Source organism: Variovorax beijingensis (genome assembly GCF_007828835.1).
Taxonomy (GTDB): Bacteria; Pseudomonadota; Gammaproteobacteria; order Burkholderiales; family Burkholderiaceae_C; genus Variovorax; species Variovorax beijingensis_A.
Window position 1 is genome coordinate 199,203 of record NZ_VIVL01000002.1, and the last position, 21,314, is coordinate 220,516.

Sequence of the window (21,314 nt, forward strand, 5' to 3'; positions counted from 1 at the left end):
ATGGTAGTCAAATGTTCCTTAAGCAGGGCTGAACCGGCCCGGATGCTCGGCAAGCGCTCAGCGCAGCATGGTGCGCGCCGCGATCTCCAGGAAGTGCTTGAGCGGCGGCGTCTCGAGTCCCTGCACCTTCGCTTCCTCGTCCCACAGCCGCAGCCGCACGGCATCCGCGGCCCAGCGCTGATCGGCAAAGCGCCGCGCCGCTTCGTCGTCCATCACGCCGCCCTGCAGCGCGAGGCTGCGTACCGAATCGGGCGAAAGCCGCGCGAAGTAGCCCGGCCGCGTCGCGCAAAGATAGCGCTTGGCGTCCACGTGCAGCCGGATCGGCTCGCGCACCTCGGCGCCGAAGACGCCGCGCAGGAGCGGCATGGCGATGTACTGGTGGCGGTCGTCGATGCCCAGTTCGGTGGGCGAGCGCGACAGCGTCTGGTGCTCGGCGATCAAGAGGTGTCCGAGGTCGTGCAGCAGCGAGGCCGTGACCAGCGCATCGCCCGCGCCGGCCTGCTCCGCGAGCCACGCGCACTGCAGCGCATGCTCGAGCTGCGACACCGGCTCGCCCGCATACGCGACCCCGCCACGTTCGGCGAACAGGCGGGCGATTTCGGCGAGGTCGAGTGTCATGGAGCTGGAGCGAAGGCGGAATGCGCGGAGCGAGGGCACGCAGCTTCGCGCATTCCGATGACCGGGGCATGACGAAGCCCGCGGCGCTGCACCGGCGCACCGCTCAGTCGGCATGGCGTCCGACTTGACTTGCGGGAAGGCGGGCATAGCATCCGCCGCATGAGAAGCACAGTCCTTGTTCTTCTGCTCTGCATCGGCCTGGTAGCGGCCGGCTGCAACGACAAGCCCAAGCCCGGCGTCCCGGTGCCGAAGGCTTCGGCCGATGTCGTGATGCCGGTCCCGTTCGCGGGCTGATTCGCCCCTCCCGGGCGTGCGGGCGGCCATGCGCCGCCGGGCATTGCGCGTGCTCGCCTTGGCATGTCCGCGCCCGGCGATATCCTTGGCGCGGAGCAAAAAACAATGAAGACTTTCGAGACAAGCGCCCACGCGGCGGATTCGCGCTACGCCATGCTGCGGCTCGGCCTCACGCTGCTGGCCATGACGGTCGGCAGCAGCGGCATGTACGTGGTCTCGGTGATGCTGCCTGCCGTGCAGGCCGAGTTCGGCGTCGCGCGCGCGGACGCCTCGCTGCCCTACACGCTGCTGATGCTCGGCTTCGGCGTGGGCGGCGTGCTGATGGGGCGGCTGGCCGACCGCTTCGGCGTGATGTGGCCCTTGCTGATCGGCGCGCTGAGCCTTGGCGTGGGCTATGTCGCCTGCGGCATGGCCGATGGCATCGTTTCCTTCATCGCGGCGCAGGCCGTGCTGGTCGGCCTGCTCGGCAGCGCCGCGGCCTTTGCGCCGCTGGTGGCGGACACTTCGCTCTGGTTCGTCAAGCGGCGCGGCATCGCGGTGGCGGTGTGCGCGAGCGGCAACTACGTGGCCGGCGCCATCTGGCCGCCGATCGCGCAGCACTTCATCGAGACGGTCGGCTGGCGCCAGACCTACATCGGCATGGGCCTTTTCTGCGGCCTCGCGATGGCGGCGCTCGCGCTCTTCTTCCGTGCGCGGCCACCGGCACTGGCCGTCGTGCCCGCCAGCCATGCCGGCCATGCCGCGCGGCGGCGCGACCTGACGCGGCCCTTCGGTTTCAGCATGGGCACGGCCCAGGGCCTGCTGTGCGTGGCGGGCGTGGCCTGCTGCGTGGCCATGGCGATGCCGCAGGTGCACATCGTGGCCTACTGCGGCGACCTCGGCTACGGCGCGGCGCAGGGCGCGCAGATGCTGTCGCTGATGCTGGGCTTCGGCGTGGTGAGCCGGCTGGTGTCGGGCGCGATCTGCGACCGCATCGGCGGGCTGCGCACGCTGCTGCTGGGCGGCGCGCTGCAGGGCGTGGCGCTGCTGCTGTTCCTGCCGTTCGACGGGCTGGTGCCGCTCTACGTGATCTCGGCACTGTTCGGACTGTTCCAGGGCGGCATCGTGCCGTCCTACGCGATCATCGTGCGCGAGCACTTCCCGCCCGAGGAGGCCGGCGCGCGCGTGGGCACGGTGCTGATGTTCACGCTGTTCGGCATGGCGCTGGGCGGCTGGATGTCGGGCAAGGTGTTCGACCTCACCGGCAGCTACCACGCGGCGTTCCTCAACGGCATCGGCTGGAACCTGCTGAACGTCAGCATCGCGGCGATGCTGCTGTTCAGGGTCCGGCATCTGCGGCTTCGCACCGCCGCGGCGTAGCTCGCTGCGTCAGAGGTCGGGCATGCCCATCGCCGGATCGCTGACCGTGTGCCGGCCGGTCTCGACGCGGCCGGCAAAGCGGCGCACGAAGCTCGTGTCGGCATCGCAGCTCACGGCAAAGTCGTACCACGCGCCGCTGGCTGCGAGGTCCCAGTGCAGCTCGGCCTTGGCGCCGCCTGCCACCGTCGCGGTCCACGGGCCGTCGCTGCGGTAGGCCTTGGCGCGCACGCTGAACTTGCAGGCGTTCTTGCCGCCGTTGAGCAATTCCAGGTAGACGTTGCCGTTGGCGATGTCGTAGCACACGCGCACCTCGGGCATGGCGGCGTCGCCGGCGCGCAGGGCGTTCAGGTCGCCCTTGAAATGGCGGTGGAAGCCGTTGGGGCCGAGCACCCAGAGGTCGTAGAAGCCGCTGTCGTCGCGCATCGCGCTCCATGCATCGTCGAGCGTCTTGCCGGGCTCGACCATGTAGCGGCGCGGCAGGCGGTCGAGGTTGAGCCTGTCATAGACATGGAACACCGCGCTGGCCGTGCCGGTGTTCGAGAACAGCAGCTGGATCTTTCCGCCGATGGCATCGGCGCGGGCACTCGTGTGCAGCTCGTAGGGCAGCGCGCGCGAGGGCCGCGTGCCGGTGGCCTGGCGCGGCAGCAGCGGGTCGAGCGGCAGTGCCACTTGCGCCAGGGCCTGCTGGTCGGCGCGAAGCTTGTCGGCGTCGGCCCTGGTCGTGCGCCCCGCCAGGGTGGGCAGCGCTTCCGTATTGGGCGTGGCGAAGTTGAAGGCACTGGTGAGATCGCCGCACACTGCGCGGCGGAAATCGCTGATGTTGGTTTCCTTCACGCCGAAGCGCGTCTCGATGAAGCGCAGCACGGAGGTGTGGTCGAAGGCCTGCGAATTGACCCAGCCGCCGCGGCTCCACGGCGACACCACGTACATCGGCACGCGCACGCCGGGGCCGTAGACGCGGCCATCGGGCGGCGGCTGGTCGGTGGTGCCGGGCGGATTCGGATGGTTGAAGTATTCGGGCGCGAGCGCTTGCACTGGCAGCGTGGTCTTGCCCGCGGGCGTGCCGTCGGCGTTGATCGAAGGCGCGGCCGGCGAAGGAACGTGGTCGAAGTAGCCGTCGTTCTCGTCGAAATTGATGAACAGCACGGTCTTGCTCCACACCTCGGGAACGGCGGTGAGCGCATCGAGCGTTTCCTGGATGTACCAGGCGCCCTGCACCGGGCTCGACGGGCCGGGGTGCTCGGAATAGGTCGCAGGCGCGACGATCCACGAGACCTGCGGCAGCTTGCCGTTCCTGATGTCCTGGCGGAACTGCTCGAGAAAGCCGCCGTCCGGCATGGTGTTGGCAATGCCCTTGTAGAGCGGATTGCCGGCGTCGTCGCTGGCCGGGTCGTAGGCGGGCGAGATGGCGTCGTTGCTCACGGGCTTGCCCGAGGCTTCGTTGGCGAGCCGGTACTGCTTGAAGCCGGCCAGCGAGTTGTCGCCGAAGTTCTCGGGCATGTTCTGGTAGACGATCCAGCTCACCTTGGCTTCCTGCAGCCGCTCGGGGTAGGTCTTCCAGCTGTAGCCATTGGCCGAGCTGTCGATCGAATCCCACTCGTTGTTGACCGTGGCCACGTTCGCGCCGGTGGGGCCGTTGGTGCCGGTCCAGAGGAACATGCGGTTCGAATTGGTGCCGGTGTGCATGCTGCAGTGGTAGGCATCGCAGAGCGTGAAGGCGTTGGCCAGCGCGAATTGGAAGGGCAGCTCCGCTTCTTCGAGGTAGCCCATCGATTGCGTGAAAGGCGCCGTCTTGGTTTTCTTGTAGCGCACCCATTCGTACATGCGGCCGCCAGCCCACGCAGCCTGGCCGTCGCTCCAGCTGTGCGGCGTCCCGGCCACGCGCTGCGCGTTGCCTTTCGAGCCGTCGAGGTGGTAGGGCAGCACTTCCTTGCCGACGTCGTCGAGCTGCTGCCACACGCTGCGTCCCTTGGGCAGCGGGATGGTGAAGCGGTCGCCGAAGCCGCGCACGCCCATGAGCGTGCCGAAGTAGTGGTCGAACGAGCGGTTCTCCTGCATCAGGATGACGATGTGCTCGACGTCCTTGATGGTGCCGGTCTTGTTGTTGGCGGGAATGGCGAGCGCGCGGCGGATGCTCGGCGGAAAGGCCGAGAGTGCGAGCGCGGCGGCACCGGTGGTGGCTGTGCCTGTGAGGAAACTGCGGCGTGAGGTCATGGTGTTGTTCTGGTGTGGGAGGGTGTTCAGGGTGCGCAGCGCATCTCGGGCTTTGCGCCGGTGTCGGGCGGCGGCGTGGTGGGCGTGGTTGGCGTGGTGGGCGTCGGCGTGCCCACGCCGGGCAGGCCGCCGAAGAAGCCGCCGCCACCGCCGCTGCCGCCGCCGCAGGCGGAAAGGGCGCAGGCCAGGATCAGCGCGGGAACGAGCCGCGCAGGCAGGGATGAAAGTCGCATGGGGATTCCTTGGGAGTCGTCGTTGCGTGGGCGCCCGGAAGAGCGCTGAAAAAAGACCGCGCGGGCTCGAAGACGCAGCGCCGAAAAGGCATCGCGAAGCACCCGCGCGGAGGCAGGCCGCAAGACTAGGGAGATCGCGTTACATCGCCATGAACAAGCGATGACAGGGCAGCGGCGCAGGGCGCGCCGCGGGAGCGCTCAGCGCTCGTTGCTGATGCCGCTCGAGACGTGGCCCGCGGGCACGTGGCGTGCTGCGGCATCGACGTGGCCGGTCTGGTCGTCGAAGAAGAAGTCGGGTTCGAACTCGCGCAGGAATTCGCCCTTCGGAAGGCCGCCGAGGAACATCGCTTCGTCGACGCGGATGTTCCACTTCATGAGCGTGCGGATCGCGCGCTCGTGCGCCGGGGCGCTGCGCGCAGTGACCAGCGCGGTGCGGATGCGCATCTGCGCATTGCCCGCCATCTGCAGGCGATGCAGCGCCGTCAGCAGCGGCTTGAAGGGCCCTTCGGGCAGCGGCAGGTCGGCCTTGCTGAGCTCGTGCGCCTGGAAGGCGTCCAGGCCTTCGGCCTGGAATACCCGCTCGGCCTCGTCGGAGAACAGCACCGCATCGCCGTCGAACGCAATGCGCACTTCGTTCGGCCAGGCATCGCTGGCCTTCACCGATTCGACCAGCACGCGCGCGGCCGGAAAGCCCGCGTTGAGCGCTTCGCGCACGTCCTGCGCATTGACCGAGAGGAACAGGTGCGCGCGCAGCGGCCGCAGATAGCCGAAGGGCGGGCGTCCCTGCGTGAACACGCCGCGCTGCAGCTTGATGTCGGCCGCCGCGCTCGAGCGGAAGATGCGCATGCCCGAGACCGGGTCGTTGCGCGAGAGGATCACCACCTCGACGCGCTGCACGCCGTCGTCGTTGAAGCGCAGCAGCTTGCGGATCAGCGAGTAGGCGATGCCCGGCGCGGCCGGCACGTCGATGCGGTCGAGTTGCAGCTTCATGTAGCCCTCGTTGTCGCCGGCCTCGAAGATCCTGTTTTCCTCTTCGAGGTTGAACAGCGCGCGCGAGGAGATCGCGACCACGAGTTTGTCTTCGAGCGTGACGGGCATGGCGTGCAGTGCTTCCTGGCGGACTTACTTGACGAACTGATTGAGCTGGATGATAGGCAGCATCACCGCCAGCACAATGAGCATCACCACGCCGCCCATGGCCACGATCAGCAGCGGCTCGAGGATGGTGGCCAGGTGCATGGCGCGGCGCTGCACCTCGGCGCCCAGCTGGTTGGCGGCACGCTGCAGCATCAGCGGCAGCGTGCCGGTCTGCTCGCCCAGCCGCGCGAACATCGAGACCAGTCCGGGAAAGCGTTTTTTCTGCGCCAGTGCCGAGGCCAGCGGCGCGCCTTCGCGCACCAGCACCAGCGCGTCGAGCGCGTCCGCGCGCATGGCGCGGTTGCCCAGCGTCTCGGACGCCGCCTGCAGCGCGCGCAGGATCGGCACGCCGGCGGTGGCCAGCATGGCCAGCGTGCTGGCAAAGCGCGCTGCGTTGTAGCCGCGCGCGAGCTTGCCCACCAGCGGCAGCCGCAGCCAGGCGGCGTCGAACTTCAGGCGGAAGGCCTCCTGCGCCAGCGCCAATCGCGCGGCAATGGCGGCGAACACCACGCCGCCCAGCATCCACCACCCGTAGTTGCGCACCGCCGCGCTCAGCGACAGCATGACCGTGGTGAGGAAGGGCAGCGAGCGCTTGGTGCCCGCGAACACCTGCGCCACCTGCGGCACCACGTAGCTCACGAGGAAGATCACGATCACGATCGCCACCAGCGTGACGATGGCCGGATAGAGCGCGGCGCCGATGAGCTTCTGCTGCAGCGCCTGCCGCTCCTCCAGGTCGTCGGCGAGCCGGTCGAGCACGAGGCCGAGGTTGCCGCTTTGCTCGCCTGCGCCGATCACGGCGGTGTAGATGGGCGAGAACTCGCGCGGATGGGCCGCGAGCGCGCGCGCGAAGGGCGAGCCCGCGTTGACCTCGGCACGCAGCGAAGCGACCAGGTTGCGCTGCGGCTCGGTCTCGGCTTCGTCGGTGAGCGCGGTCAGCGCGCGTTCGAGCGGCAGGCCGGAAGAGACCAGGCCCGCGAGCTGGCGCGTCCAGACCGCGAGGCCGGTGGAGCTGAAGACCCTGGCGCCGCCGCCCAGCCAGCGGCGCAGGCCGCCATTGCCGGTGCCGTTGACGTGGCTGCTGCTGACTGGCGTGACCGATAGCGGAATGAGCGCCTGCGCGCGCAGCAGGCTGCGGGCGCTGCGCGCGGTGTCGGCCTCGAGCACGCCTTCGCGCGACTGGCCGCTGGCATCGATGGCTTCGAAGGAATAGGCGGGCATGGCGGTGCCGGGCGGATCAGTCGCGCGTGACGCGGAGCAGTTCGGCGCGCGAGGTAATGCCGGCCTGCACCAGCCGTTCGCCGTCTTCGCGCATCAGGCGCAGGCCGCCGCGCGCGCCGGCCTGGAGCAGTTCGCTCTCGGCCGCCTTGCTGTGGATCAGGCCCTGCACGGTCTCGTCGGCCACCAGCAGCTCGAAGATGCCGGTGCGGCCCTGGTAGCCGGTTTGCCCGCACACCTCGCAGCCGGCGCCGCCGCAGGCCGTGCAGACCTTGCGCACCAGCCGCTGCGCGAGCACGCCCAAAAGCGACGAGCTCAACAGGAAAGGTTCCACGCCCATGTCGGTCAGCCGCGTGACGGCGCTGACCGAATCGTTGGTGTGCAGCGTCGCCAGCACGAGGTGGCCGGTGAGCGAGGCCTGGATGGCGATCTGCGCGGTCTCGAAGTCGCGGATTTCGCCGATCATGATCACGTCCGGGTCCTGCCGCAGGATCGCGCGCAGCGCCTTCGCGAAGGTGAGTTCGATCTTGGCGTTGATCTGCGTCTGGCCCACGCCCGGCAGTTCGTACTCGATCGGGTCTTCCACCGTCATGATGTTGCTGCGGCTGGCATCGAGCCGGGCCAGCGCGGCATACAGCGTGGTGGTCTTGCCCGAGCCCGTGGGGCCGGTTACCAGGATGATGCCGTGCGGCTGCGCAATGAGCTTCTCGAAGCGCGCGAGCGTGTCGCCCTGCATGCCCACCGATTCGAGCGTGAGCTTCGATTCGCTCTTGTCCAAGAGGCGCAGCACCGCGCGCTCGCCATGCGCGCTGGGCAGCGTGGAGACGCGCACGTCGACCGCGCGCGTGCCGATGCGAAGGCTGATGCGCCCGTCCTGCGGCAGCCGCTTCTCGGAGATGTCGAGGTCGGCCATGATCTTCAGGCGCGAGATCAGCGCGGCGTGCAGCGCGCGGTTGGGCTGCACCACCTCGCGCAGCGTGCCGTCGATGCGAAAGCGCACGGACGAGGTGCGCTCGTAGGGCTCGATGTGGATGTCGCTCGCGCCGTCGCGCGCGGCCTGCGTGAGCAGCGCGTTGAGCATGCGGATGATCGGCGCGTCGCCGGCGCTTTCCAGCAGGTCTTCCACCGCCGGCAGCTCCTGCATCATGCGCGAGAGGTCGGCATCGCTCTGCACTTCGCTCACCACCGCGGCGGCGCTCGATTCGCCCTGCGCATAGGCCGCGCTGATGCGCTGCGCGAGCGGGCCGTCGGCCAGCACCTCGAAGGCCTGCACGCCGTACTTGCGCGTGACCTCGCCGACCGCGCTGCGCGAGGGATGGCTCGACATCCACAGCGTGTGGCTGCCGTCGTCGGCTTCTTCGAGCAGCAGCTGCTGGCTGCGTGCGAACGCGTAGGGCAGGGGATGGCGCATGGGCTTCAGGGCAATTCGCGCGAGCTGGTCGGGTCGGCCGTGGGCGGCAGTGCGCCGCGCAGCGGGCTCGGGCGCAGGCTGCGCGTGTCGGCGGGCGGGCGCGGCGGCGGGATCAGCTGCGTGCCCTGGATGCGGTCGCTGCCGCTGCTATTGCTGCTGGTGTCGCGGCTGCCCGCGCGCGGCAGCGGTGCCTCCGGCAGCACGGGCGCGGCATCCACGCCGCGCAGCATGACGTTGTCGGTGTTCGGCTGGGTGCGCTGCTGCATGCCGCGGATCTCGTCGTAGCGGTCGTAGGCAAAGGCTTCGGTCGAGGCGCCGTCGCGCATGACGGCGGGGCGCAGGAACATCATCAGGTTGCTCTTGTTGCGCGTACGGATCTCGTTCTTGAACAGGTTGCCGAGCACCGGGATGTCGCCCGCCACCGGCACTTTCTCGACCGTGTTGCCGTAGTCGTCCGACAGCAGCCCACCGAGCATGACCAGGCCGCCGTCTTCCACCAGCACGCTCGATTCGATCGAGCGCTTGTTGGTGGTCGGGCCGTTGGGGTTGTTGATGGTGTTGCCGTCGACGGTCGAGGTCTCCTGGAAGATGGTCATCTTCACGGTGCCGTTCTCGTTGATGGTCGGGCGCACGCGCAGCGTGAGGCCCACGTCCTTGCGCTCCACCGTGGTGAACGGGTTGATGCCCACCGAGCCCGAGGTGCTGGCGTACTGGCCCGTGACGAAGGGCACGTTCTGGCCGATCACGATCTTGGCTTCCTCGTTGTCCAGCGTCAGCAGGTTGGGCGTGGAGAGCACGTTGGCGTCGCCGTCGCTGTTGAAGAAGTTGGCGATCGCGCCCAGGATGTACTGCCCGCCGATCTTGCCGGCAATGCCGAGGTTCAGCCCCGACGACGGCCGCACGTTGGCCACGTCGCGGGTGGCCAGTGCCTGCGTCAGCGCCAGGATGTTGGCGCTGGCCAGGCTCGAATTGGTGCCGATGACCGCGTTGTTGCCCAGCGCGCTCTGCCACTGGACGCCGAAGTTGGCGGCCTTCTTCGCGCTGACCTCGACGATCAGCGCTTCGATCATCACCTGCGCGCGCCGGCCGTCGAGCTTGTCGATCACGGCGCGCATCTGCCGGTACTGCGGCTCGGGCGCCGTGATGATCAGCGAGTTGGTCGACGGGTCGGCCTGGATCTGTCCGCCGGTCGACGGCTGGTTGGCATTGTTGAGCGGCGCGTTGGCGGCCGCCGAGCCGCCGCCTTGCCCGCTGAGATTGACCGGCATGGCCTGCGGAACGTTGGCTTGCTGCTGCGGTGCGCCGCCGCCACCGGCGGCCCCCGGTGCGCCCGGCGTGCCGGGCAGCTGGTTGGCTGCCATGGCGGCGCGCAGCGTGGCCGCCAGCCGCACCGCATCGGCGTTCTTCAGGTAGACCACGTAGATGTTGCCGGCCGCGCCGTTGCTGCTCTCGGCGGGTGCGCGGTCGAGCTTCTCGACCAGCGTGCGCACCAGCGCCGCACGCGCCGGGTTGGCCGCGCGCAGGATCAGCGCGTTGCTGCGCGGGTCGGCCAGCAAGGTGGTGCGGAACGAGGCATCGGCCGTGCCCGGCGCGGCGGCGCCCGGCGTGGCGCCCGAGCCGCTGCCGTCGACCAGCCGGGTGATCAGCGGCAGCATGTCGGTGGCGATCGAATGCTTGAGCGGGATCACCTCGATGTCCGACGCATTGGGCACGTCGAGCGCCGCGATGATGCGCGCCAGCCGGCGCATGTTGTCCGCGTAGTCGGTGATCACGAGCGAGTTGTTGCCCGGGTTCACGTTGATGGTGTTGTTGGGCGGAATGAGCGGGCGCAGCACCGGCAGCAGGCTGTTCGGCGATTCGTAGTTGAGCCTGAAGATCTGCGTGACGATCTGGTTGCCGGCCACCGAGCCGGCGCTGGGCGTCGCGGTGTTGACGGTTTGCGTCTGGAGCTTGGCGTCGGCTTCGGGCACCACCTTGTAGAGCCCTTCGGCCTCCACCACCGCAAAGCCCTGCAGGCGCAGCGCGGAAGCGAACTGGTTGAACGCCGCGGCCGGCGCGATGGCCCGGTCGGTGACGAGGTTCATCGTGCCCTTCACGCGCGGGTCGACCACCACGTCGCGGCCGGTGACCACCGCCATGGTGCGGGCCACGGCCTCGATGTCGGCGTTGGCGAAGTTGAGCGTGATGGGCTCGCCCCGGCGCGGCGCGTCGCCGGACTGCGCGAACACGGGCGGCGCGGCCTGCAGCAAGGTGGCGGCAACCAGCATCTGCGCTGCGAGTGCAACGACGGCGAGGCGGCTGCCGGGCGAAGTCAGTGGCTTCATCATGATCAACCCAGGGTGATGATCGAACGCGCGTTGTCGCGCCGCCCGATGATGTTCAACAAATTGGAAAGCGCGTCTTCGCGGCCGGCCGCGGCACTGGCTTCGCCATTGAAGCGAAAGGCGGTGCCGTTCCAGCTGCCGCTGCCGTTCAGCTGGAGGCTGCCTTCGCGCGTGCTCAGCAGCAGGCTCGGGCGGCTGCCGCCTTCGAGCGTGAGGCGGTAGCTGCCCATCGGCTTGAGTGTCGACAGGCTGGACGAGACATCGGTGGCGTCGAGCGTGGCCTGGCCCGCGATGCGCAGCACGGGGCCCTCCCACTGCATCGAGAGGCCCCGGGTGGAGAGGTCGAGCGTGCCTTCGAGCCTGAGCGTGTTCCAGGGCGCGCCCAGGCCGGTCAGCAAGGTGGCGGGCCAGCGCGAACTGCCGTCGCCCCACTGCAGCTGCATGCCGCTTGCGCGCGGGCTGGCCTTGAGCTGGAGCGGCCGCGCCGCGCAGCAGGGCAGGTCGAGCACCGCGAACATGCCGCTCCACGCCGGACGCATGCGCCAGTTGAGCGCGCCGGGCAGCGACACCGCCTCGGCGCCGCCGGCGCCGCTGGCAAGCACCACGGCCGCGGTGCCGTTCCAGACCGTGCCGCGCGGGTTGACCAGCAGCAGCCGGCCCTGGCTCCAGTTCGAGAGCGCCGCGGCCAGCCAGCGCGCCGGCGCGAACAGCACCAGGGCCAGCAGCGCCCCCAGCACGATGCCGAGCAGGGCCCAGCGCCAGCCGCGGCGCGGCGCCGATTCGGCAAGGGAGGAGCGCGTCACCATGCGGCCGTGCTCAACGGGCTGCGGGCAGCGCCATCACGAGCGTGCCCTCCCAGCGCACCTTCGCGGGCTGCGGGTCCTTGCTGCCGGAGGCCGGCGGCGTGGCGGCCGCGCGGGTCAGGTGGGCCTCGCGCGGCACCGCGTGCGCATTGCCGCGCGCCTGCGCCAGCCACTGGGCCACGGCCTCGGCCGGCGTGGCGCGCATCGTGAGGGTGGCGGCGCCATCGCCGCTGGCCGTCATGAGCTGGGCATTGGTGCCCAGGCTCTCGCGCACCGAGGTTTCGAGGGCGCGCAGCGCGTCGTCCCGGTTCAGCCGCGGCTGCGCCTGCAGCGCCTTGGCGCGGTTCTGCAGCATGGCCATCTGCTGCAGCTGCGCGTCGAGTTGCGCATGTTCGGCCGGCGCTGCGGCCAGCGTGCGCAGCGCGGGTGCGAGCGCAATCCACCACAGCAGCGCGAGCGACACGAGCACGGCCGCGATGGCGACCATGCGCCGCTCGCGCAGTTCGAGGGCGGCCCAGCGGGCCCGGAGCTGTTCGCCGAAGTTCATCGCGCAGCCTCGGCCTGCACCAGCAGCAGATCGCCTTCGGCGCGCACGCTGTAGCCGCGCGGGCCCATCGCGCCCGAAAGCCGCGTGAGCTCGGAAGGCTGCAGGCCCAGCCCGCGCAGGCGCAGCTGGCCGGCGCTGTAGTCGATGGCGCTGGGCGTTTTGCCCGGCGGGAGATGGGGAGCAAGCGCGCCGATCATCGGTTCGAGGTCGCTGCCCGCGACATCGCCCACGGCCTGCTGCAGCGCCGCGACCTCGCGCGCCATCTGCAGCGGCGCATCGACCACGAGTTTCACGGAGGGGAAGGTCTGGGTCAGCATGGTCTTGACGGCCTGGCGCTTGGCCTCGAGTGCATTGCGCTCCTTCCAGGCCCAGGCATTGAGGCCGATCAATTGGGTCAGCAGCAGGGCGGCGATGCCCCAGCGCGCGGCGCGCCACTCGGGCGCATAGCGCAGCGCCTGCACCACCGACGCAAATTTCTTGCCGGCGCGGGCACGCCCCGTCACGGCCAGGTCGAACTGCGCGAGCTCCCAGGGCGAGCGCGCCGCCTGCAGCCAGCGCTGCGGCGCCTGCACGATGGGCACGCGGCGCTCGAGCAGGCGCTCGGCGGCCTGCGCGACGGCGGGCTCGGCGCTGATCACGGCGGTGTCCAGCGGCAGGCCGGCGGCCAGCGCGAGCCCGGCGCCCGCGAGCGGCAGCGAGACCACGCCATCGGCATCGCACACCGTGAGCTGCGGCGCCTCGGCCTCGCCGGTGACCTGCAGCAGCGGCGGGCCGTCCACGGGCTGCGGCGCGAATTCGGGAACGATGCGCACCACGCGCCGCCCCGCCGACTCCAGCCCCTGCACCAGCGTGCGCAGCCAGATGCGGTTGCAGGCGGCCACCCAGACTGGTGCGCCGGCCTTGGCCTCGGGTTCGAGCGCGAAGTGCAGGGCCTCGGGATCGTCGAGCAGATGCTCTTCGAGCAGGCCGTCGAGCACGGCGCGCAGCTTCGATGCGCTGCTCATGCTGCCCTTGGGCAGCGTCACGCGGTGCCAGGACATCGCCGCGGCCGGAATGCCGAGCGTGACTTCCGCGCTGGCCGGCAACAGCGCGAGCAGCGCGCGGCCATGGTTGCGCAGGGCGATGCCGTCGTCGCCAGCCTGGGCCCAGTCGTACTCGCCCGCGGCGTCGGCCGGGGGGAGGGGGGCGATGAGCAGCAGCGGGGTCATTTCGATTTCAGGAGGGCGGGTGATTGTAGGGGTGCACCGATGGTGCCATTGCTACTCTATTTGTAGCGTTTGACGTAGATGCGACGGGCTCTGGACGATGTATTGAAGCAACAAAAATGAGGAAAGGAAGCCGCACTCAGGGTTTAGCCGGAGTGGCTGTGGCAAGGCCGGCGCCGCGGTTGCGCCAGATCGTCTTCACCGTGACGCCGTCGCGCTGCAGCAGCGACCGCTCCTCGACCCAGGTGCGGTCGAGCCGCAGCCGGCCGTAGACCTCGAAGAACTGGGTGCCCACGCTGTGCTGGCCGGCGTTGAACTGCGTGCCGCCGTTCGGGAGCGCGGCATTGGCGTCGGCAATCTGCTTGAAGTACGAGCGCGTGCGCTTTTCCACCAGCTGGCGCGCGTCGCTGATGCTCAGGGATGGCAGGCTCGCGCTGAGGGCTTCGGCGCTGGCGGTATTGATGTTGAGCGGCGTGCGGATCGGGAGGATCGTCACGTAGGGTTCGAGGGCGGCCGCGGTCGAGGGCGAAAGGCCGAGCCACACCAGCTGCGAGACCTCCTGCGGCATCAGCGGCGCCGCCCCGGCGTCGCCGCCGCCGGCGGCATCGGTGCCGGTGGCGAGCGCGCGCACGAGCGAGGCCGTCATCGCGCTGAGCTCGGAGGCCGGCAGGCCCAGGATGTTGAACAGCTTGGTGAAGGTGGCGACGCTGGCCGGCACCGGCTTGTTGCCGTCGACCAGCGACAGCACGTTGAGCTTGGATTGCGCATCGACCACGCGGCCTGAAAGGAAGGCGTCGGGCAGTCCTTCGAGGTTGTCGCTCGCCACGTTCTTCTCGGCCGACAGGAAGCTCGTGAGCCGCGCTTCCGCGAGCGGCACGGCCCAGGGCTCGGCCAGGTGGTCGGGCCCGCCGGTGAGGGCGTCTTCGCGCAGGATCAGGCGCGACCAGTCGAGCGCGCCAATCAGCACCCATGCCGCCTGCACGCGTCCGCGCTCGGCCGCCTCGACTTCGGACGCGCGCCACTGCTGCCACAGCGCCGCGGCGGAGAAGGTGGCGACCAGCATCACGGTCAGCATGGCCGCGAGCAGCGCGGCGCCGCGCTGGCGTTGCCCGGTGGGTCGAAAAACCGTGGATGCGGTCATGAGCGCGGCGCTCCCACCGTGGGCTTGACCCAGTCGCGCGTGAGCGTGCCCGACAGCCCTTCGCCCGGAGCCAGGGTCAGCACCAGGCGAACGCCGTCCGGCATGTTCACGAGGGCGCCGACAGGATTGGCCGGGTTCGCCGGATTGGGCGCGCTGGCCGGCAGCTCGCCTGCGGGCGTCCAGGCGTTCTCGCGGAAGTAGTAGAGCTGCCAGCTCGTGGCCGGCATCAGCGCGACGTCGCCGCCGCCGCCTTCCTGCGCCCACGAGGCGGCCATGTTCCACGCCTGCTGCCATTCGCCGCGCGTGGTGAAGGGCGGCGACTGCCAGCGCCGCCAGCGGGTGCCGTCGGCACCGGTGCGCAGCGCCCACGCCACCACCAGCATGGCGGGAGCGCCCGCATCGCTGCCGCGCCGCGTGAGCCGCAGCACGCGGCCGTCCCAGTCGATCGGGCGGGTCTGCGCGATCGGGGTCACGGCGTCGAGGTCGGCGCCCCATTGCGAGAGCGTGGTCTGCAGCGCCAGTACCGCGTCGGCGCGCTGCTGGTTCTGCGTGGTGGCGCGCGACATGTTGTCCAGTCCGCGCCAGCTCACGAGCGCGAGCAGCGCCATCACCGAAATGGCCACCAGCAGCTCGATCAGCGTGAAACCGCCGCAGGTTCGCTGGCTTGCGAAGCGTCGCATCAGAAGCGGCCCACCACGGTCGAGACGCGCAGCACCGGCGCATTGGCCTCGTCGCGCACCTGCACGTCGACGCGCCGGAAGTTGGGGTTGAGCGTGGCGATGGTGGAGGTGGTCACGTTGAACGAGACGCCGGCCTGCACGCAGATCGAGCCCGAATCGCCCACGGCCGGCATCTGCCTGGCGAGCCGCGCCTTGGCGAGCTCGTTTTCCGCGCACAGGTCGGCCAGCAGCAGGTCGGACTGGCGCTGCGCATTGCGCGTCAGCGACATCGTGGCCTGCGAGCCCGCCGCGAGCGCGAGCGCGACGATGCCGAGCGCAATCAGCACTTCGATCAGCGTGAATCCGCCGCATGCCGATGGGCGCCGGGGCTTCATGGCGTGCTCACGGTGAAGGGCCTGAGGCCGTCGGTGGCAACGCGCAGCGAGCGCGCAGGCGGGCCTTCGGAATACAGCACGATCTGCTGCGCGGCAATGATCGGGTCGGGGCCCAATTGCACCGCCGCCACCGGCGCGCCGCTGGCCAGCGAAGCCGTGGCGCTGATGCCGCTCGCGGCCCAGCCGCTGGGCAAGGCATCGGGCGGCAGGCCGTCGAACACGAAGCTGCCGCCTTCCACGATGCGCCATCGCACTGCGACGCCGCTCGCGCGCGACTGGGCGCGGGCCGATTCGAGCAGTGCGGCCAGCCGGTCGGCCTCGCGGTCGAGCCGGGCTGCGTTGGTGTCGCGCATCGCAAAGCTCACGCTGGCCGTTGCGATCGCGATGATCGCGATCACCACGATCAGCTCGAGCAGCGTGAAGCCGCCCGCGCGCCTACTGCCAGCTGCCGATGTCGGCATTCTTGCCCTCGCCGCCGGCCTGGCCATCGGCGCCGAGCGAGAGCACGTCGATTTCGCCCTTGATACCCGGATTCATGTATTGGTACGGATGGCCCCACGGATCGTTCGGCAGCTTTTCGACATAGGGCTTCCAGTTGGGCGCGGCCGGCCCCACGGTCGGGCGCACGAGCAGCGACTGCAGGCCCTGCTCGGCCGTCGGGTAGCGCTGGTTGTCCAGGCGGTAGAGCTTGAGCGCCTGCATCAGGTTGTTGATGTCGGTCCTGGCGGCGGTCACGCGGGCATCGTCGGCGCGCTCGATCACGTTCGGCACGATCAGCGCGGCCAGCACGCCGATGATGACCAGCACCACCATCAGCTCGATCAGCGTGAAGCCGCGCTGGGCAGCGCGGGTGGCGTCGCGTAGGATTTTTTTCATAGCTTGGATGACATGGTTCGGAAGGCGCGCTGCATGATAATCCGCGCCCATGACAAGTCCCTATTCCGCCGCGCGCTGGCACGCCCCCGTTGTAACCACGGGCCTGTGGGCGCTGGCCGCCGGTGCGGCGGTGTTCTGGGGGCTGCGGCTCGCGGCGCCGCCCGAGCCCGTGGCCGCGGCGGCCACCATGCCCCGGGCGGCGGTCTCGGCCGACGCGGATGCGGTTGCGCGGCTGCTCGGCGTGGTTTCGGGCACCGAAGCAGCGCCCGCCGCACCCGAGGCGGCCAGCCGCTTTGCGCTGTCGGGCGTGGTCGCGGATCCGTTCAACCAGGGCGCTGCGCTGATTTCCATCGACGGCAAGCCGCCGCGTCCGTTCCGCGTCGGCTCGCGCGTCGGCGACAACTACGTGCTGCAGTCGGTCGGGGTGCGCGCGGCGACGCTCGGCACCAGCGCGCAGGGACCGGCGGCCTTCACGCTGCAGTTGCCCGTGCGCGCGCCGATCAGCGTCAGCAGCCCGGCCGCGCCAACGCCGACGGCCAGGCCCAGCGGACTTTTCCCGGCCACGGTGCCTCCGGTGGTGGCACCGCCTGCCGGCGGGGCCGCACCGCTACAGGCGCCGCCATCGCCGCAGCCGGGGTCTGAGCAGCAGCCACCGGCACAGTCTGCGCAGTAAGGACCAGGCGGCCGCTCAGGCCTGCAGGAACAGCCTGTACGCCGGATTCGCCGTTTCCTCGACGTAGGGATAGCCCAGCGTTTCAAGGAAGTCGTCGAAGGCCGCGGCGTCGCCGGCGGGCACCTGCAGGCCCACCAGGATGCGGCCGTAGTCGGCGCCCTGGTTGCGGTAGTGGAAGAGGCTGATGTTCCAGTTCGGCCGCATCAGGCTCAGGAACTTGAGCAGCGCCCCGGGGCGTTCCGGAAACACGAAGCGCAGCAGCCGTTCGTCGTGTGCAAGGCCCGTGCGCCCGCCCACCAGGTGCCGCAGATGCTCCTTGGCGAGCTCGTCGTGCGTGAGGTCGAGCGCGTCGAAGCCATGGGCAATGAAGGTCTGCGCGATGGTCGTCGATTCGCCGCGTGCCGAGGTGGTGAGGCCCACGAACACATGCGCCTTGGCCGCGTCGCTGATGCGGTAGTTGAACTCCGTCACATTGCGCAGCGCACCGCCGGTCGAGCCCGTTTCCTGCGACTCGCTGGCCGGCATCTCGCCCACCAGCTCGCAGAAGCGGCGGAAGCTGCCGCGCTCTTCGGGAATGGTCACCGCGAACAGCGCCTCGCGTTCTTCGCCGACCTCCGCGCGCTCGGCCACGAAGCGCAGCCGGTCGAAGTTCATGTTGGCGCCGCACAGGATGGCCGCGTAGGTCTCGCCATGGCGGCCATGCCCGGCCACGTACTGCTTGATGGCCGCCACTGCGAGCGCACCCGCCGGTTCCACGATGCTGCGGGTGTCGACGAACACGTCCTTGATGGCCGCGCAGACGGCGTCGGTGTCGACCGCGATGTATTCGTCGACCAGGTTGCTGGCGATGCGAAAGGTCTCCTCGCCCACCAGCTTGACCGCCGTGCCGTCCGAAAACAGCCCGACGTCGGGCAGGCTCACGCGCTGGCGCGCCGCCACCGACTGCATCATCGCGTCGGAGTCGTTCATCTGCACGCCGATCACCTTGATCTCCGGGCGCACCGCCTTGATGTAGTTGGCCACGCCCGAGATGAGCCCGCCGCCGCCGATGGCCACGAACACCGCGTCGAGCCGTCCCTGGTGCTGGCGCAGGATTTCCATGGCGATGGTGCCCTGGCCCGCGATCACGTCGGGATCGTCGAAGGGGTGCACGAAGGTCAGGCCTTGTTGCGCCTGCAGTTCGAGCGCATGCAGGTAGGCATCCGAATAGCTGTCGCCATGCAGCACCACCTCGCCGCCGAAGCCGCGCACCGCATCGATCTTGAGCCTGGGCGTGGTCACCGGCATGACCACCACCGCGCGTGTGCCCAGCTTGCGTGCGCCCAGCGCCACGCCCTGCGCGTGATTGCCGGCCGATGCGCAGATGACGCCGCTCGCCAGCTGCTCGGGTGTGAGGTGCGCCATCTTGTTGTAGGCACCGCGCAGCTTGAAGCTGAACACGGGCTGCTGGTCTTCGCGCTTGAGCAGCACGGTGTTGCCGAGCCGCTCGCTGAGCGCATTGGCCTTCTCGAGCGCGGATTCGACCGCCACGTCGTAAACGCGGGCGTTCAAAATTTTTCTGAGATAGTCGGCGGGCGTCAGTGCCGGCACAGGTACGTCGCGCACGGTTTTTTCCAAGGGAGGCTCAATTGTTAAATGGCAATGATAAGAGGCATCGGGATTGCGTACGGGATATGGCATGGACACAAATGTCATAAACCTCATCCAGAGAGCCCCGGCTGCGAACGATTCGGGTTTTTTTGCGCGCAGCTATCCCGCGAGCGAGGTACCCGCCAGTCATTTAACAAATGAGCAAAATCTGTTAACCCTTTTTGTCAGCGACCTTTCCAAAGGGTTGATGCAGGCAGAAGCGGCGCGCGTGCAGCGCGGCGAAATCGGACGGCCGACCTGGCAGGTGATGGGCAACAGATTGCGCGCGCACGTCATTCCTTTGCTGGGTGCCGTGCCGGCGCAGGCATTCGCTACTTCCGATGCGCAGCGCCTGATCGATCACCTTGGCGCGCAGGGCTTCACCAGCACGACGATCGCGCAGTACCTTGTGTTGCTGCGAAAGGTGTTGATGCACGGTGTGAACATCGGCGTGGTTCGCGATGTACCTGCCTTCCCGAAGGTCAAGGTGCGCAGCCAGCCGCGCGGAAGCTTCAGCGTTGCGGAATACCGGGCCGTGGTGGCGGCTGCACGCCGACTGCGCGGGCAGCCGCATCCGGTGCTCGATGAACTGGCTTCCGGCGAGCGCTTCTGGATCGCGCGCGAGCTGCTCGTCATGCCGCAGGAGTTGCCTTGGCTGATCCGCTGGATGGTCAACACCTTCGTGCGCCCGAGCGACATCAAGCTCATGAAGCACCGGCACATCGACATCGTGCGCGGCAAGCATGTCTACCTGCGCATGAACCTGCCCGAAACCAAGCGGCACAGCCAGCCCATCGTGAGCCTGCGCCCGGCTGTGCGGGTCTATGAATGCCTGCTTGCGCATCGTCGCGAGCAGGGCTTTGGCGGCGCGGATGACTACCTCTTCATGCCGCAATTGAAGAACCGCGAGCACGCGCTGGCCGTGCTCAACTTTCTTTTCCATTGGGCCTTGGAAGCAACGTCGCTCCAGAAAGGACCGCAGGGTCAGTCGAGGACGCTTTACTGCTTGCGCCATACCGCCATCACCTTGCGGCTTTTGTACGGGCAGGGCATCGACATGCTGACCTTGGCGCGCAATGCGCGCACGAGCGTCAACATGGTCGAACGTTTCTACGCATCGGTTCTGAGCGGAGAAATGAATGTGGGCTTGCTGCAAAGCAGGCGCGGCCGCGCGAACTGAGCAAAGCCAAAAAGCCGCCCGGCTTGCGCTGGGCGGTTTGGGACTGGACCGATTCGAACTGGCTGAAGCCAGCATTGGAATCAGGCCGCGATCAGAAAGCGTGGCGGATGCCGAAGTCGTAGCCGGTCGAGGTCTTCGGGGTGAAGACGTTGTTGCTGATGAACTTCGGGCCGCCAACGGTCAGGGCTGCACCGTTCTTGTTGCTCACGCGAGCGATCGTTGCGTACAGGGCCGTGCGCTTCGACAGGTTGTGCACGTAGCCGAGCGCCAGCTTGTTGGCCTTGCGGTCCGGTTCGTCGAAGAACGGATTGTTGTCGTCCGTCTTGTACGTCACGGCCGAATACGATGCGCGGATCAGACCGGCGCCCACAGGGGCCGTCACGCCCAGCAGCCAGCCGTTGAGCTTGTTCGATGCCACGGACGCCGGTTGGACGAAGAAGTCGCCGTCGATGTCGGTCTTTTCCTTGGCCCGAGACAGTTCGCCGAAGAGCTTCACGGGACCGAAGTCATACGAAGCGCCGAGGTTCAGTGTATTGACCTTGGTGGTCGTGCCGGCGTAGTAGTCGTCGCCGACGGTGTTGCTGCCATAAGCCACTGCAACGTCCAGGGGGCCGTTGGCGTAGCCGAAGCGGCCGCCGACGTATCGGCCGGTGCGCGAATTGTTGACCGCATGAGGCGTGGCCAAGGCAGGGCTGTACTTGTCCTTTTCATGGAAGCCGTACTGCAATTGGCCATAAAAACCGCCGAGGTTCGGCGGCAGGAAGTAGCCGACGGTGTTGCTGGCGCGGGTGGGGTTGCCGAATGCACCGGTAGCCGTCTGGATCAGGTTGGTGCCAACGCCGCTGGCGCCGAACGGATCGAACACGGTGTTGTTCCAGAACGATGGGGTGTAGTCGCGGCCGAGGCGGACTTCACCGAAACCACCCGACAGGCTCACGGTCGAACGACGGTTGAAGGTTGCAACACCTTCCGAGCCGTCGTCGTTCTTGATCGGAGCTTCGAGCCAGAAGCTGGCTGCCAAGCCGCCGCCGAGGTCTTCCGTGCCACGGAAGCCGAGTTTGCTGGAGTTGTAGGCCGAGTTGGCCAGTTCACGGCGGCTGACCCTGACGCTGCCCTGGTTCACATAGAACGGGTTGTAGGCAACCGGGAAGCCGAGGGCGTTGTACGTCACGCCGTGGTTCAGGTCACGCGAGCTGTTCGAATAGCCGCTGATCGACGCATCGACCAGGCCGAACAGCGTGACGGACGACTGGGCCGAGGCAACACCGGCAACAGCCAGAGCAACTGCCCTTCAGGCCCAGAAACTAGAGTGGGCCCGCAGCGCCGCGGACCCCAAGAAAAAAGCCCCGAGCCTTGCAGCTCGGGGCTAAATCCACCAATTGGAAGGGTGGAGGAGAC

At 68.8% G+C, this 21,314-nt stretch carries 21 protein-coding genes; 4 read left to right on the forward strand and 17 right to left on the reverse strand.

Features of this window, described 5'->3' with window-relative positions; all coding sequences use genetic code 11:
- Positions 1 to 57: 57 nt before the first annotated feature.
- Complete coding sequence (locus FB547_RS07240; protein ID WP_145740875.1) at positions 58 to 618, reverse strand: phosphonate degradation HD-domain oxygenase; 561 nt, start codon at positions 616 to 618, stop codon at positions 58 to 60.
- A 159-nt stretch (positions 619 to 777) separates the two neighbouring features.
- Between FB547_RS07240 and FB547_RS33570 the strand changes: the two genes are divergently transcribed.
- Both FB547_RS33570 and FB547_RS07245 read left to right on the forward strand, forming a co-directional pair.
- The gene (locus FB547_RS33570; RefSeq protein ID WP_259347628.1) at positions 778 to 912 is read left to right on the forward strand and encodes a hypothetical protein; all 135 of its coding nucleotides are present in this window, start codon (positions 778 to 780) and stop codon (positions 910 to 912) included.
- A 105-nt stretch (positions 913 to 1,017) separates the two neighbouring features.
- Positions 1,018 to 2,271 carry an MFS transporter gene (locus FB547_RS07245; protein WP_145740876.1) on the forward strand — a complete coding sequence of 418 codons (1,254 nt, stop codon included), beginning with the start codon at positions 1,018 to 1,020 and terminating at the stop codon, positions 2,269 to 2,271.
- A 9-nt stretch (positions 2,272 to 2,280) separates the two neighbouring features.
- Here the strand turns inward: FB547_RS07245 and FB547_RS07250 are convergent, their stop codons facing one another.
- From FB547_RS07250 to gspG, 14 genes are all read right to left on the reverse strand, one after another.
- Positions 2,281 to 4,485: a phosphocholine-specific phospholipase C gene (locus FB547_RS07250; RefSeq protein WP_145740878.1), complete on the reverse strand. Its 2,205-nt coding sequence runs from the start codon at positions 4,483 to 4,485 to the stop codon at positions 2,281 to 2,283.
- Between the two features lie 26 nt (positions 4,486 to 4,511).
- Positions 4,512 to 4,718: a hypothetical protein gene (locus FB547_RS07255; protein ID WP_145740880.1), complete on the reverse strand. Its 207-nt coding sequence runs from the start codon at positions 4,716 to 4,718 to the stop codon at positions 4,512 to 4,514.
- A 198-nt stretch (positions 4,719 to 4,916) separates the two neighbouring features.
- Positions 4,917 to 5,816 carry a 5'-nucleotidase gene (locus tag FB547_RS07260; protein ID WP_047783717.1) on the reverse strand — a complete coding sequence of 300 codons (900 nt, stop codon included), beginning with the start codon at positions 5,814 to 5,816 and terminating at the stop codon, positions 4,917 to 4,919.
- Between the two features lie 24 nt (positions 5,817 to 5,840).
- Positions 5,841 to 7,076: a type II secretion system inner membrane protein GspF gene (gene gspF, locus FB547_RS07265; protein ID WP_145740881.1), complete on the reverse strand. Its 1,236-nt coding sequence runs from the start codon at positions 7,074 to 7,076 to the stop codon at positions 5,841 to 5,843.
- Between the two features lie 16 nt (positions 7,077 to 7,092).
- A complete protein-coding gene (locus FB547_RS07270) occupies positions 7,093 to 8,484 on the reverse strand; it encodes a GspE/PulE family protein (RefSeq protein ID WP_145740882.1) in 1,392 nt (463 codons plus the stop codon).
- 5 nt (positions 8,485 to 8,489) lie between these two features.
- Positions 8,490 to 10,811, reverse strand: a complete 2,322-nt coding sequence (gene gspD / locus FB547_RS07275; protein ID WP_145740884.1) for a type II secretion system secretin GspD — start codon at positions 10,809 to 10,811, stop codon at positions 8,490 to 8,492.
- 2 nt (positions 10,812 to 10,813) lie between these two features.
- Positions 10,814 to 11,614: a type II secretion system protein N gene (gene gspN / locus FB547_RS07280; protein WP_145740886.1), complete on the reverse strand. Its 801-nt coding sequence runs from the start codon at positions 11,612 to 11,614 to the stop codon at positions 10,814 to 10,816.
- A gap of 10 nt (positions 11,615 to 11,624) precedes the next feature.
- On the reverse strand, positions 11,625 to 12,158 hold the full coding sequence (gene gspM, locus FB547_RS07285; RefSeq protein ID WP_145740888.1) for a type II secretion system protein GspM: 534 nt from the start codon (positions 12,156 to 12,158) through the stop codon (positions 11,625 to 11,627).
- Positions 12,155 to 13,366 carry a type II secretion system protein GspL gene (gene gspL / locus FB547_RS07290; protein WP_145740889.1) on the reverse strand — a complete coding sequence of 404 codons (1,212 nt, stop codon included), beginning with the start codon at positions 13,364 to 13,366 and terminating at the stop codon, positions 12,155 to 12,157. The genes gspM and gspL overlap by 4 nt, the downstream gene beginning before the upstream one ends.
- Positions 13,367 to 13,502: 136 nt before the next feature.
- The gene (gspK, locus tag FB547_RS07295) at positions 13,503 to 14,504 is read right to left on the reverse strand and encodes a type II secretion system minor pseudopilin GspK (protein ID WP_145740891.1); all 1,002 of its coding nucleotides are present in this window, start codon (positions 14,502 to 14,504) and stop codon (positions 13,503 to 13,505) included.
- The gene (locus FB547_RS07300; RefSeq protein ID WP_145740893.1) at positions 14,501 to 15,184 is read right to left on the reverse strand and encodes a type II secretion system protein J; all 684 of its coding nucleotides are present in this window, start codon (positions 15,182 to 15,184) and stop codon (positions 14,501 to 14,503) included. The genes gspK and FB547_RS07300 overlap by 4 nt, the downstream gene beginning before the upstream one ends.
- On the reverse strand, positions 15,184 to 15,558 hold the full coding sequence (gene gspI, locus FB547_RS07305; protein WP_145740896.1) for a type II secretion system minor pseudopilin GspI: 375 nt from the start codon (positions 15,556 to 15,558) through the stop codon (positions 15,184 to 15,186). Before gspI ends, FB547_RS07300 begins: the two co-directional genes overlap by 1 nt.
- Entirely contained in the window at positions 15,555 to 16,019 is a 465-nt protein-coding gene (locus tag FB547_RS07310) for a GspH/FimT family pseudopilin (RefSeq protein ID WP_145740898.1), read from the reverse strand. The genes gspI and FB547_RS07310 overlap by 4 nt, the downstream gene beginning before the upstream one ends.
- On the reverse strand, positions 15,994 to 16,434 hold the full coding sequence (gene gspG, locus FB547_RS07315; RefSeq protein WP_047783707.1) for a type II secretion system major pseudopilin GspG: 441 nt from the start codon (positions 16,432 to 16,434) through the stop codon (positions 15,994 to 15,996). The genes FB547_RS07310 and gspG overlap by 26 nt, the downstream gene beginning before the upstream one ends.
- Before the next feature lie 49 nt (positions 16,435 to 16,483).
- Here gspG and FB547_RS07320 point away from each other — a divergent pair, with 49 nt between their 5' ends.
- A complete protein-coding gene (locus tag FB547_RS07320; protein WP_145740899.1) occupies positions 16,484 to 17,107 on the forward strand; it encodes a type II secretion system protein N in 624 nt (207 codons plus the stop codon).
- Between the two features lie 15 nt (positions 17,108 to 17,122).
- Here the strand turns inward: FB547_RS07320 and ilvA are convergent, their stop codons facing one another.
- Positions 17,123 to 18,736 (reverse strand): threonine ammonia-lyase, biosynthetic, encoded by a 1,614-nt coding sequence (gene ilvA / locus FB547_RS07325; RefSeq protein WP_145741990.1) that lies wholly within the window; start codon positions 18,734 to 18,736, stop codon positions 17,123 to 17,125.
- 49 nt (positions 18,737 to 18,785) lie between these two features.
- On the opposite strand from ilvA, the gene FB547_RS07330 reads away from it, so the two are divergent.
- Positions 18,786 to 19,916: a hypothetical protein gene (locus tag FB547_RS07330; protein ID WP_145740901.1), complete on the forward strand. Its 1,131-nt coding sequence runs from the start codon at positions 18,786 to 18,788 to the stop codon at positions 19,914 to 19,916.
- A 91-nt stretch (positions 19,917 to 20,007) separates the two neighbouring features.
- Here FB547_RS07330 and FB547_RS07335 read toward each other — a convergent pair whose 3' ends face one another.
- Positions 20,008 to 21,195 carry a porin gene (locus FB547_RS07335; RefSeq protein ID WP_145740903.1) on the reverse strand — a complete coding sequence of 396 codons (1,188 nt, stop codon included), beginning with the start codon at positions 21,193 to 21,195 and terminating at the stop codon, positions 20,008 to 20,010.
- Positions 21,196 to 21,314: the final 119 nt, after the last annotated feature.

What these genes read in the sequence shown, in the direction of transcription:
- FB547_RS33570 (WP_259347628.1), top strand. Translation starts at nt 778, where the DNA reads ATGAGAAGCACAGTCCTTGTTCTTCTGCTCTGCATCGGCCTGGTAGCG.
- FB547_RS07310 (WP_145740898.1), bottom strand. Translation starts at nt 16,019, where the DNA reads ATGCCGACATCGGCAGCTGGCAGTAGGCGCGCGGGCGGCTTCACGCTG.
- FB547_RS07270 (WP_145740882.1), bottom strand. Translation starts at nt 8,484, where the DNA reads ATGCGCCATCCCCTGCCCTACGCGTTCGCACGCAGCCAGCAGCTGCTG.
- FB547_RS07240 (WP_145740875.1), bottom strand. Translation starts at nt 618, where the DNA reads ATGACACTCGACCTCGCCGAAATCGCCCGCCTGTTCGCCGAACGTGGC.
- FB547_RS07300 (WP_145740893.1), bottom strand. Translation starts at nt 15,184, where the DNA reads ATGCGACGCTTCGCAAGCCAGCGAACCTGCGGCGGTTTCACGCTGATC.
- gspN (WP_145740886.1), bottom strand. Translation starts at nt 11,614, where the DNA reads ATGGTGACGCGCTCCTCCCTTGCCGAATCGGCGCCGCGCCGCGGCTGG.
- FB547_RS07255 (WP_145740880.1), bottom strand. Translation starts at nt 4,718, where the DNA reads ATGCGACTTTCATCCCTGCCTGCGCGGCTCGTTCCCGCGCTGATCCTG.
- gspI (WP_145740896.1), bottom strand. Translation starts at nt 15,558, where the DNA reads ATGAAGCCCCGGCGCCCATCGGCATGCGGCGGATTCACGCTGATCGAA.
- gspL (WP_145740889.1), bottom strand. Translation starts at nt 13,366, where the DNA reads ATGACCCCGCTGCTGCTCATCGCCCCCCTCCCCCCGGCCGACGCCGCG.
- gspM (WP_145740888.1), bottom strand. Translation starts at nt 12,158, where the DNA reads ATGAACTTCGGCGAACAGCTCCGGGCCCGCTGGGCCGCCCTCGAACTG.
- FB547_RS07320 (WP_145740899.1), top strand. Translation starts at nt 16,484, where the DNA reads ATGACAAGTCCCTATTCCGCCGCGCGCTGGCACGCCCCCGTTGTAACC.
- FB547_RS07250 (WP_145740878.1), bottom strand. Translation starts at nt 4,485, where the DNA reads ATGACCTCACGCCGCAGTTTCCTCACAGGCACAGCCACCACCGGTGCC.
- gspK (WP_145740891.1), bottom strand. Translation starts at nt 14,504, where the DNA reads ATGACCGCATCCACGGTTTTTCGACCCACCGGGCAACGCCAGCGCGGC.
- gspF (WP_145740881.1), bottom strand. Translation starts at nt 7,076, where the DNA reads ATGCCCGCCTATTCCTTCGAAGCCATCGATGCCAGCGGCCAGTCGCGC.
- FB547_RS07260 (WP_047783717.1), bottom strand. Translation starts at nt 5,816, where the DNA reads ATGCCCGTCACGCTCGAAGACAAACTCGTGGTCGCGATCTCCTCGCGC.
- gspG (WP_047783707.1), bottom strand. Translation starts at nt 16,434, where the DNA reads ATGAAAAAAATCCTACGCGACGCCACCCGCGCTGCCCAGCGCGGCTTC.
- FB547_RS07245 (WP_145740876.1), top strand. Translation starts at nt 1,018, where the DNA reads ATGAAGACTTTCGAGACAAGCGCCCACGCGGCGGATTCGCGCTACGCC.
- gspD (WP_145740884.1), bottom strand. Translation starts at nt 10,811, where the DNA reads ATGATGAAGCCACTGACTTCGCCCGGCAGCCGCCTCGCCGTCGTTGCA.
- FB547_RS07330 (WP_145740901.1), top strand. Translation starts at nt 18,786, where the DNA reads ATGGACACAAATGTCATAAACCTCATCCAGAGAGCCCCGGCTGCGAAC.